The organism is Bacteroidia bacterium, assembly GCA_026932145.1.
Classification (GTDB): Bacteria; Bacteroidota; Bacteroidia; order J057; family JAIXKT01; genus JAIXKT01.
Map to the genome: position 1 here is coordinate 196988 of JAIXKT010000054.1, position 11197 is coordinate 208184.

8 protein-coding genes are annotated in these 11197 nt (G+C 40.8%); all 8 read left to right on the forward strand.

The annotated features are described in order from the left end of the window. Window positions 1–2 precede the first annotated feature (2 nt). Complete coding sequence (locus tag LC115_12685) at window positions 3–611, forward strand: bifunctional nuclease family protein (GenBank protein MCZ2357523.1); 609 nt, start codon at window positions 3–5, stop codon at window positions 609–611. Between the two features lie 32 nt (window positions 612–643). Then, window positions 644–1207: a ribosome recycling factor gene (gene frr / locus LC115_12690; protein MCZ2357524.1), complete on the forward strand. Its 564-nt coding sequence runs from the start codon at window positions 644–646 to the stop codon at window positions 1205–1207. Window positions 1208–1209: 2 nt separating this feature from the next. Further along, entirely contained in the window at window positions 1210–2259 is a 1050-nt protein-coding gene (rfbB, locus tag LC115_12695) for a dTDP-glucose 4,6-dehydratase (protein MCZ2357525.1), read from the forward strand. 113 nt (window positions 2260–2372) lie between these two features. Continuing rightward, complete coding sequence (mqnC, locus tag LC115_12700; GenBank protein ID MCZ2357526.1) at window positions 2373–3485, forward strand: dehypoxanthine futalosine cyclase; 1113 nt, start codon at window positions 2373–2375, stop codon at window positions 3483–3485. A 27-nt stretch (window positions 3486–3512) separates the two neighbouring features. Then, window positions 3513–5057, forward strand: a complete 1545-nt coding sequence (locus LC115_12705; GenBank protein MCZ2357527.1) for an NAD(P)H-hydrate dehydratase — start codon at window positions 3513–3515, stop codon at window positions 5055–5057. 23 nt (window positions 5058–5080) lie between these two features. Further along, a complete protein-coding gene (locus LC115_12710; protein ID MCZ2357528.1) occupies window positions 5081–8251 on the forward strand; it encodes a hypothetical protein in 3171 nt (1056 codons plus the stop codon). Between the two features lie 142 nt (window positions 8252–8393). Beyond that, complete coding sequence (locus LC115_12715) at window positions 8394–8702, forward strand: hypothetical protein (GenBank protein ID MCZ2357529.1); 309 nt, start codon at window positions 8394–8396, stop codon at window positions 8700–8702. A gap of 1 nt (window position 8703) precedes the next feature. Further along, a partial coding sequence (locus LC115_12720) for a PKD domain-containing protein (GenBank protein MCZ2357530.1) occupies window positions 8704–11197 on the forward strand: 2494 nt, incomplete at its 3' end.

An 11197-nucleotide genomic window follows, 5' to 3' on the forward strand; every position in this document is an offset into this window, starting at 1 on the left:
TTGTGGAGAAAATATCCTTGGGCGTTGTGGGTTTATCTTCCAGCCAAGCACAGGTTGGCTCATTCACTTTGGTGCTTTCCGAGCTAAACGGCCCCCGAAGAATTCCAATAATTATCGGGGGCTTTGAAGCCCAAGCTATTGCCTTAGAGATGGAGGGGATAAAACCCAATAGACCAATGACACATGATTTAATCTTTAATATTGCTAACTTACTTGGTATAAAATTATTAGAAGTTATTATTTCAGATTTGAATGAGGGGATATTTTTTGCAACGTTAGTTTTTCGCGCCAATGATAGCCAAATAATAGAAATAGACTCTCGCCCCAGTGATGCTATAGCACTTTCGGTGCGCTTTAAAGCTCCTATTTATACCTATGAGCACGTTTTGAGTAAGGGAGGCGTTAATATAGAGGATTCAAATCCCGATAATATTTCTAAATCAGAGAAAAATAATCCTACACCTAAATCCGCAAAACAAAGTACAGAACAATCTAATAAGCAGGAACTTATTAAAAAATTAACACAACAAATGGAAGAAGCAATTACCAATGAAGACTACGAATTAGCTGCAAAGCTAAGGGACCAACTGTCAAAATTGGGGAATTCTTAAAAAAATTAAACTATAAATTAATTTATTTTTCAATGGACGAACGTATAAAGCCTATTATAGAAAAAGCTAAGACTCTCATGCAGAAAGCAATCAGTCATTTAGAGAGTGAGTTAGTAAAAATCCGTGCTGGAAAATCTTCGCCGGTTATGTTAGACGGAATTCGCGTAGAATATTATGGAAACATGACTCCGCTGAGCCAAGTAGCCAATGTCTCTGCACCAGACCCCAAAACTTTACTCATAACGCCTTATGAAAAAAGAATGATTCAGGCTATTGAACGGGCAATCGCAGAAGCAAAACTCGGATTTAACCCCCAAAATGACGGAACAATAATCCGAATCTTAATTCCACAGCTAACAGAAGACCGAAGAAAACAACTCGTAAAGCAAGCTAAAGAAGTAGGAGAGGAGGCCAGAGTATCCATCCGCTCTATCCGTAGAGATCATAACGACTTAATCAAAAAAACATCCAAAGACGGAGTAGCCGAAGATGTTGTCAAAACCGGTGAACAAGAAATTCAAAAATTAACAGATTCTAATATCCTAAAAGTGGACAAAGTTCTATCTGAAAAAGAGGTAGAAATCATGAAAGTTTAATAATGAAGACAATATTAATCACGGGTGGTGCCGGCTTTATCGGCTCTCACTTGGTACGGCGTTTTGTAAATAACTACCCAAACTACCGGATTTTAAATGTAGATAAACTTACTTATGCCGGTAATTTAGCTAACTTACAAGATATAGAGAACGCCCCAAACTACGTATTTTCCAAGGCAGACATCTGCGATGCCCAAGCCATAGAAGCCCTCTTTGAGCAATATGATGTTTCATCGGTTATTCATTTAGCAGCAGAAAGCCACGTAGATAGATCTATCCACGACCCAATGGCCTTCGTCAATACAAACGTAATCGGTACTGTAACTTTACTAAATGTTGCCAAAAAATATTGGGCAGGAAAAAATGACGTTCGCTTTTATCATGTATCTACGGATGAGGTTTATGGCTCCTTAGGAGATAGCGGATTCTTTTACGAAACAACGCCTTACGACCCCAATAGCCCTTATTCAGCTTCCAAAGCAAGTTCAGACCACTTTGTGCGCGCTTATGCCCACACCTACAAGTTGCCAATCGTAATCAGCAATTGCTCAAATAATTACGGCCCATATCAATTTCCGGAAAAACTAATCCCATTGATGATTGCGAATATCATCAACCGTAAACCACTACCGGTTTACGGGAAAGGAGAAAATGTCCGTGATTGGCTCTGGGTAGAAGACCATTGCTCAGCCATTGATGCCATATTTCATCAGGGAAAAAATGGCGAAACCTTTAATATCGGGGGTGAAAATGAGTGGAAAAATATAGACCTTGTTCAATATCTCTGCAAAATTATGGATGAACAGCTTGGTAGAAAGCCCGGTGAATCAGCCCAATTAATATCATTCATTTCCGATAGACCCGGCCACGACCTGCGTTATGCCATCAACTGCGACAAAGTAAAAAAAGAACTTGGCTGGAAACAATCACTAACATTTGAAACCGGTTTAGTTAAAACCGTAGAATGGTACATCCAAAATACAGAATGGGTGAACCAAGTACTCTCCGGAGAATACCAAAACTACTATACTAAGCAGTATCAAAATAGATAATATCCCAAAACTAATTTGCACGGCAATTATGTTGCCGTGCAAAGAACTTATTTAACTTAATATAACCTTAATACCCAAACAAAAGATTATTTAACTTTACCGTTAAGTTAGCTATGAATATACAGGAACTGTTGCGTAAATCGTTGGCACTTGAGCATCTCTCACAAGAAGAAGGGGTTTATCTGTACCACCACGCACCAACAGAAAACTTGATGTGGGTAGCAGATACGCTACGAAAACTCCATAAAAAGAATACAAACGGTATCGTAACTTGGCAGATAGACCGAAACGTTAACACAACCAATGTATGTGTAGCAAACTGTAAGTTTTGCAATTTCTTTAGAGTACCGGGGCATCCGGATTCCTATATCACTGATGATGAAACATATAAGAAAAAAATAGAACAAACTTTAGCTTTAGGGGGAGACCAGTTGCTACTCCAAGGGGGGCATCATCCAGAATTAGGTATAGAATATTATGCGTCCCTATTTCGTAAGTTGAAGTCTTGGTTTCCTACCCTACGGCTTCATGCCTTAGGGCCGCCGGAAATCGTTCATATCAGCAAACTTAGCGGCACTACATTTGAAGAAACTTTACGGATACTCCACGAAGCAGGTTTAGACTCTTTGCCCGGAGCAGGAGCAGAAATCCTAAATAACCGTGTACGCAGGCTCGTTTCAAATGGAAAATGCTCTGGTGAAGAATGGCTTGACGTAATGAGAGCAGCACACCAACTGCGAATCACTACCAGCGCAACCATGATGTTTGGGCACGTTGAAACCATAGAAGAACGCTTTGAACATTTAGTCCGAATTCGGGAAGTTCAGCAAGATAAACCCCAAGACGCATACGGTTTCTTAGCGTTTATCCCATGGCCATACCAAGATGACGGCACATTGCTAAACCGTGTAAAGGGAATCCGCAACAACACAACCGCCGCTGAATACATCCGGATGGTAGCTCTATGTAGGATTATGCTCCCAAATATCCTCAATATTCAGGCTTCATGGCTAACAGTAGGGCCTAAAATAGCTCAACTGTGCCTATATGCCGGTGCTAATGACTTCGGCTCTATTATGATAGAAGAAAATGTGGTTTCAGCAGCCGGCGCTCCCTACCGCTTTAATGCCCAAGAAATACAAAAATGCATCCGCGAAGCCGGATTTGAACCCAAACTCCGTAATCAACTGTATGGGTTTAGAAATATTGAACCCCTCGCAAATTAAATAGTCATAATTCAATTCAATAAAGCTATGCTTATTGCGAATGCTAAACAAATACGCACCTGCGATGAACTCATGATGTCAAAGTATCATTATCCCGGTATTTTGCTCATGGAACACGCTGGCCGGCAAGCAGCAGCAGCAATTATTGAAAAATTTTCCAACACACGCCAGTTCCTAATCGCAACTGGAAAAGGAAATAACGGAGGAGACGGCTTGGTAATCGCAAGATATTTGCATTTTTTGGGAAAAAAAATATTCGTGCTTCTGGCAGAATCACCAGATGAATTTCAGGGAGATGCACTCATTAACTATCGAATTTCCAGCAAACTACCAATATCATTTATTCAATACAACCCTAAAGAAATCAGGGATAATTTGTATTTTTTACATGATGATACCATAATTATTGATGCTTTATTAGGAACAGCTACCGTTGGAGCAGTTACCGGAAATATAGCTGATATTATTGATATTTTAAGAGGTTATGCACATCCGGTAATAGCCATAGATTTGCCAAGCGGCTTGTCTGCGGATACCGGTTTTGTAACCACACGCCCGCTACATGCTACTTATACAGTTACGTTTCAGTTACCCAAAATTTGCCATTATGTAACTCCTGCAAGTGATTATTGCGGCGAAATTATCGTGATTGACATCCAGATTTATCCTGAATTAATTGCTCAACAAGGGATACAGACCTATTTACTGACGGATTCTATTGTGAAAACTTGGCGCAAAACGCGCCCCAATGATACCCATAAAGGAACTTATGGGCACGCCTTATTAGTAGGTGGTTCCAAAGGTATGGCCGGCTCTATAGCATTGTGTACCAGTGCCGCTTTAGAAGTAGGGGCGGGCTTAGCCTCTGCATTCATTCCGGCAAGTTGCAGTTGCTCTTTTCATCGAAATACCTTAGAGAATATGTCTATTGCTTATGGCGGACCTACTACTGTTTGCCTTAATGAAACGGCAGGGGAAGTTATTTCGGAGTACCTTGCAGAAAAATCCTGCGTAGTGATAGGCCCCGGTATGAGCGTTACACCCGATACTTGTGAATTTTTAAAAACAGTATTACCCAAGATCAAAGTTCCACTTATTTTGGATGCGGATGCGCTCAATATTTTAGCTGAATTTCCTGAATACTGGGAGTTTGTCCCTAATGAGACTATTGTAACCCCGCACCCTGGCGAGATGTCTCGATTGGCTAAAAAGACAGCCCGCCAAATTCAAGAAAATCGCTTAGAAACTGCCCGTGCTTTTGCCAAAGAACGTAATGTGATTGTGGTGCTAAAAGGTGCCGGCACAATTATAGCTACCCCAGACGGGCAAGCCTGGATTAACTCTTCAGGAAACCCCGGCATGGCTACGGCAGGCTCCGGAGATGTATTGGCAGGTATGATAGCCGGATTCTTGGCACAAGGATACTCCCCCGCAACAGCTACTTGCTTAGGTGTATATCTACATGCCAAAACAGGAGATTATTTAGTACAATTTGTTGGGCAAGAAGGAATTACGGCTAATAAGATTTTGAAAAACTGCGCTAAAACGTTTAACCAAATTATCACATCATAAATTCCTGTAATTTGCCAAAATCTATGCGAACACTGGGGCTGATTTTAAGTATTTGGATGCTTTTTGGGAATGGATACTCCCAGCATTGGATACCTGCGCGTAATCCGGTTCATCCCCAAAAACCATTTGATTGGATATATTATACTACATCACATTTTGACCTTCATTATTATGGTAGATCGCGAACCTTTGGTGATAAGATAGCAAGACTTTGTGAACAAGCTTATTATGAACTTAGTACAAGGTTAGATTTTTTGCCGGAAAATCGAATGCGCGTTTTTTTGTTTAACACTACCCTTGATTACTTTCAGGGAACTTCTGCCGCTTTATTAGATCCACCCAAATACAATGGCGTTACACTCCCCCCACAATCCACCGCTTTCGTTTGCTTTAATGACCAACAAAATCAACTATATGCAAATCTAAAAACACAAATTATCCGCGTTTATATAAAACAACTGATGAGCGGCGGCTTAGTTCAAAATATCCTGCACAATGATTTAACTTTTTATTTACCAGATTGGTACTTAGAAGGTCTAAGTGCTTACCTTGGAGCAGGTTGGACATCCACCGATGAAATGATTATTCGTGGAATAAACGTAGAAAACGCTACTCGAATTTGCTTCCAAAAGCCCAATGCCCCTGCCGCAGAAACCGTCCGAAAATCTTTATGGCGATATATTGAAAAACAATATGGTGTATCGAAGACTCCAGATATTATCTATATGACGATGGTCGCTCGGTCTGTTGAAGCCGGAATTATGACTGTGTTAGGGCTGAATATGGCCGAATTTACCCAACGCTGGGAAACTTACTTGACCCATGAATATAGCCAAAATAATACAGAACAACCTGTTTTACAGCAATTTAAACCTACAAATACACTTCCTAAAAATAGTCGCTTAATAGTTAGCAACCTTTCCCCTGACGGAAACACCATCGCTGCACTGTTAGAATCAAAAGGCAGAATCCGTTTATGGACGACTTCCCGCGAAGATGATAAATGGAATCCGACTGCTATTACAACCTTTAATCCCGTAACTAAGATTATTCAGGATAAAGTTTCTTTTCCATTAACGTGGTCTCCTGACGGGAAAACGATTATCGGCACTTTACCCACCAGAAATTCATGGGAAGTATTTTATTATCAGCCATCAACGCACGAAATCTATCGAAGTTTTCTGAAGAAACAGTTAGATTGGATTAACCATATTGCCGTTTCTCCGGATAAAAGTTCATTGGTGATAACTGCCTCCATAGATGGCCAAGTAGATTTATTTCGCCTAAATTGGCAATCAGAAACCGTTGTTCCGTTAACGAAGGATTTATTTTGGGAGTCAAATCCAGTATTTTCGCAAGATGGTAAGTCTGTTTTTTTTGCCTCTAATCGAGGCAGTTTAGATACTTTTTCACTGAAACAAATTCGGGCAGATGCAGATATTTTTAAACTAAGTTTTAAAAATAACAATGAAGTTCAGATAGATTGCATTGTGGCAGCAGCATTAAGTAATGAATATCCGGTAGCTATGCTTTCCGCAACTGATTTGTTAATACGCTCAGATGCGAGTGGCTTATACCAACTGATTCGATATAACTTGAATGATAAAACATGGAATTTTATTACCAATATTCGAGAGGGGCTCTTTGGCGCATCGTATTCTGCTACCACAAATCGTATAGCAATTACCAATTTTACAGATGGTAAATGGTCTGTTTTTCAAAAAGATAGCTTTTCTACGAAAGGAGTACAGATGATTCAGCCTACTAAATTTGCCCTACAAAGAATGTCAGAGGCAGATGCGTTGGTATTAAAACAGCGAGAAGATTCTTTGGAAACCGTTCGAGATTCAATGATAGCCGCCCAACCGTCTCCAGAAATACAAGATACAGTACGTAAAATTAATACTCGATATTATGTTTTTGACGAGGAAGATAATGACACCACCCGTAAAGATAGACGGACATACACGATAAATAAGAAGAAGAAAAGAAATCAGCCACAGGGGCCCAAAGTAAAGTCTTTATTTGATCCCAATTTTGTTCAGATAGCTTCGCCTAAGCGTTATCAAGCATATCCCAGTAAGTTTATTGTAGGTACTACTTTTGAAATGGATCCATTTTTTAAGTTTAGGTCGCCTAATTTTGTGGAGATTCGTGATCCGTTGTTGCGCTATGAGGTTAAGGGGTCTTTTACGCCGTACATAGATTTTCGTTCAAGCGATATGGCGGTATCTGGCTCGTGGTTTTCATCACTTTGGGCGTGGCAACTTGGAGCAGACAAGATGAGCCGTTTCTTTAAAAACCCGGCACCACTACGCTACAACGCAATACGCGGTTGGGCAGGTCTAAACCGTATCTTAGGTCCCTATGAATCGGTTGGGTTATCATTAGAAACAACTTTTTTTAACAGATTAGACTTACGGCTTAAAGATAGCCGCCAATTAGATGGAAAAGCAACGTTATACGGTGCCAGACTAAAATTTCAACATGATAATACCGTTCGGAATAAACAATTCCAACTATCTGGTACACAGGCTAACGTAGAAGCTGTTACACAATTTAACACCAGCTACAAATCTATCTATTTTACTACGCTTACCGGTGATATTCGCCACTATCGCCCATTATTGAGGGTTTTTACGTTAGCCTTGCGGATGAGTGCCGGAGTGAGTATGGGCATGAAACCACAACGATATTTCATAGGCGGCTGGGATAATTGGATAAATCGTGAATTTCAAAACGAAGGTAATATTCCGATAGACCAAGATGTGCCGGAATTTTATTATAGCCAAGCAATTACCCCAATTAGAGGGCTTCCATTTAACGCTCGTAACGGTAAACAATATTTATTGGCAAATGTTGAGCTAAGACTTCCCTTGATTGGCAATTCTTTGCACCGATTGCCCCATAAGTTCCCATACAATTTACAGTGGATTACTTTCTATGATGTTGGTACGGCTTGGAAAACGGGGAATCCTTTTTCGCAACGAAACCCAATAGACGTAGAATACGTTGTTCGCCCCCCCTTAACAGTGTCCGTTCAATCCCTAAAAAGTCCATTTTTGCAAAGTTTTGGTACAGGGCTGCGAGCTTTGATATTGGGATATTCTTTTCGTGCTGACGTAGCCTGGGGAATAGAAGACAATACATTATTGTCTCCCAGAGTTGGGCTTACCATCGGGTACGATTTTTAGAAGGCTGTGAAGTTTGTATTTTGAAGCCGGTTAGGTAAAAAAATAACCATTCACTTAAATTTTTTTACTTAAATAACCCTACTTGCTTGTTGTGGATATAAATCCTGTAATTTTGCCGATTGATAATTTCAATATGGTATTTATGAAATTTTTGCTCACCGGGTTCTTATTAGTATTTATTTTTACAATTAATTCTTACGCCCAAGATGCTCTTAATCAGGAAAGAAAATCACCTGAAACTTTTGTAGGCACAAATAATAACCCATACGCGCCGGTAAATGCTGAAAGGATGGAAGACAGGCCGGCTAATCCGGTTATCTTACAAGCTGAAAAAGCTAAAGCAGGGGAAGTGTTTAATGTTATTCAAGATAAGCCGGAACATCCCGAGATTAACTATACTAAATATTATTCAGAAAGAAACGAAGTTACTCCACCTACAAAACCAGAATAATATGAACTTCAAAAAACTACTTGTCTGGATAGGATTTTCAATAAGTTTTTTAGCTTCAATAGCTCAGCCTTCAAATGACCTCTGTACCAACGCTATTACGCTAACGACCACAACAGGGTCTTGCTCTTCCGTTTTATACACCAACGTTGGAGCCACCATTACTGGAGAGCCGGCTGCTCCCCCCTGCTGGGTACCGCTTTTTGCCAATAATACCGTTTGGTTTAAATTTAAGCCGGATAGCTCTTCGGTATCTATCTCAACGAACTTTAGCGGAGGCACTTTGGCCAATACCCAAATAGCTGTTTATAGTGGAACTTGCGCATCCTTAACTTTGGTAGCGTGCCAAGAAGACGCAGCACCGCCCACAATTTTAACGAATATTTTGATAATAAATGGATTAAATACAAATAATTATTACTATATTCGAGTAGATGGCAATGGCGCTCAAACGGGTACTTTTGGTATATGCGTAGAAAACGTAACTCCGCCGGGCCCACCGGCACCTAACCAAGATTGTGTCGGCTCTACTTTTGCCTGCACCAAAAGTTCTATTAATGTTCCGAATGGGCCAATGAATGTTGGTGCTATTCAGGAAAGACCATCTTGTTTTACAATTGGTGCCGGAGAACGCGCCTCTAATTGGTACACCTTTACGATTGGAGCAAGTGGAACCTTAGGATTTACAGTTACCCCAAATAGTGGCTCTATGATAGATTATGACTTTGCGGTGTATAACGTTACTAATGGCTGCCCTGGAACTGAGTTGATTTGTAACTATTCCGGAACTCTTGGCGTAACCGGTTTGGGGTGTACTAATGGATTAGCATGTGATCCAGTGATTAATGTTACAGCCGGCCAAACGTATGCAATCATTATAGATAGGTTTACGGCAAGTTCTACTTATGGTTTTCAATTAGACTGGTCTGGAACGGCAACTTTTGCAACACCGTTATGTAGCTTTAATACAACTACTGTATGTGCGGGAACTCAAACCCAATTTACCAGTTTAATGTCAGGCTCATATAACTACGTCTGGTCATTTGGAGACGGAACCTCAGCAAGTGGTAGTTCTCCTAGTATTACTCATACTTATCCTGGCCCCGGTACTTATACCGCTGTATTGAATGCATTCTCTACCTCCGGAGGATGCCCTGCAAGGCCTGCTACCAAAACCGTTACAGTTACGAATGGCCCAAATATAACGATCTCTCCCGGAAATACAACAATATGTTCAGGCAAAAGTGTTCAGATTAACGCAACTGCAACGCCATCCAGTAGTACAGTAGTTTCTCAACCTACTTTTGTAAACAACACCCCGATGATTATCCCTGACGGTGGAGCTAATACCGGCAATGTTTTATTATCTCCCATAACCGTTTCGGGAATTAATAATACTATCATTAATTCCAGCTCTATTGTATCTGTATGTTTAGATATTTTACACGCATGGGATGATGATTTAGATGTATTTTTGATTTGCCCATCTGGGCAAAGAATTAAGTTGTTTGATGATATTGGGGGATCTGGTGATAATTTTACAGGAACATGTTTATCTCCAACAGCCACAAACGACATTTCAATAGCAGCAGCCCCTTTTACCGGAACTTTTATGACTGAAGGGGGAAACACATTTGGGGGCCTTAATGGTTGCACTGCAAATGGTACTTGGCTGTTAGAAGTTGGAGATGATGTAGGTGTTGACCAAGGTACCTTATTAGGTTGGAGTATTACATTTAACAATACTATCACCAATAGCATTTCTACTACTACTTGGGCACCAGCTGCGGGACTTTCTGCTACTAATATTTTAAATCCGGTGGCTACCCCCACGTCCACTACTACATATTTTGTAACAGTTTCAGATGCGGCAGGTTGCTCTAATACTGATTCTATCAAAATTACCGTAACTCCTTCTCCTACAACTCCTACCATAGCTAATAACGGTCCTTTGTGCCCCGGACAAACCTTAACTCTAACCGCATCAACGATTGCCGGAGCTACATACAGTTGGACAGGCCCATCTGGTTATACCTCTACAAACCAAAATCCGGTGCGCCCAAGTGTAACGTTAGCAATGGCTGGTAATTATACTTGCATAGCGATTGTTGGAAGTTGTACATCTTTAGTAGCATCTACCAATGTAGTTATTTCCAGTGCTCCTTCAGCACCCAGCATTACCAGCAACTCTCCGGTTTGCCAAGGGGGAACAATCTCTTTATCAGTGCCATTTGTCTCTGGAACAACCTATTCATGGACAGGCCCAAATGGATTTACCGCTGCTTCAAATACAGTTTCAATTGCTGGGGCTACGTCTGCAAATGCAGGAATATACTCCATCTTTACAGTAGCCTCCGGCTGTACGAGTTTGGTGGGTACGACTACCGTTGTTGTTAATGCTATTCCTGCAAGTCCTACGGCAGGCAGTAACAGTCCTGTATGTGCGGGCAGTACGTTGAATATGACGGCTACTACGGTAGCGGGTGCAAGTTATAGTT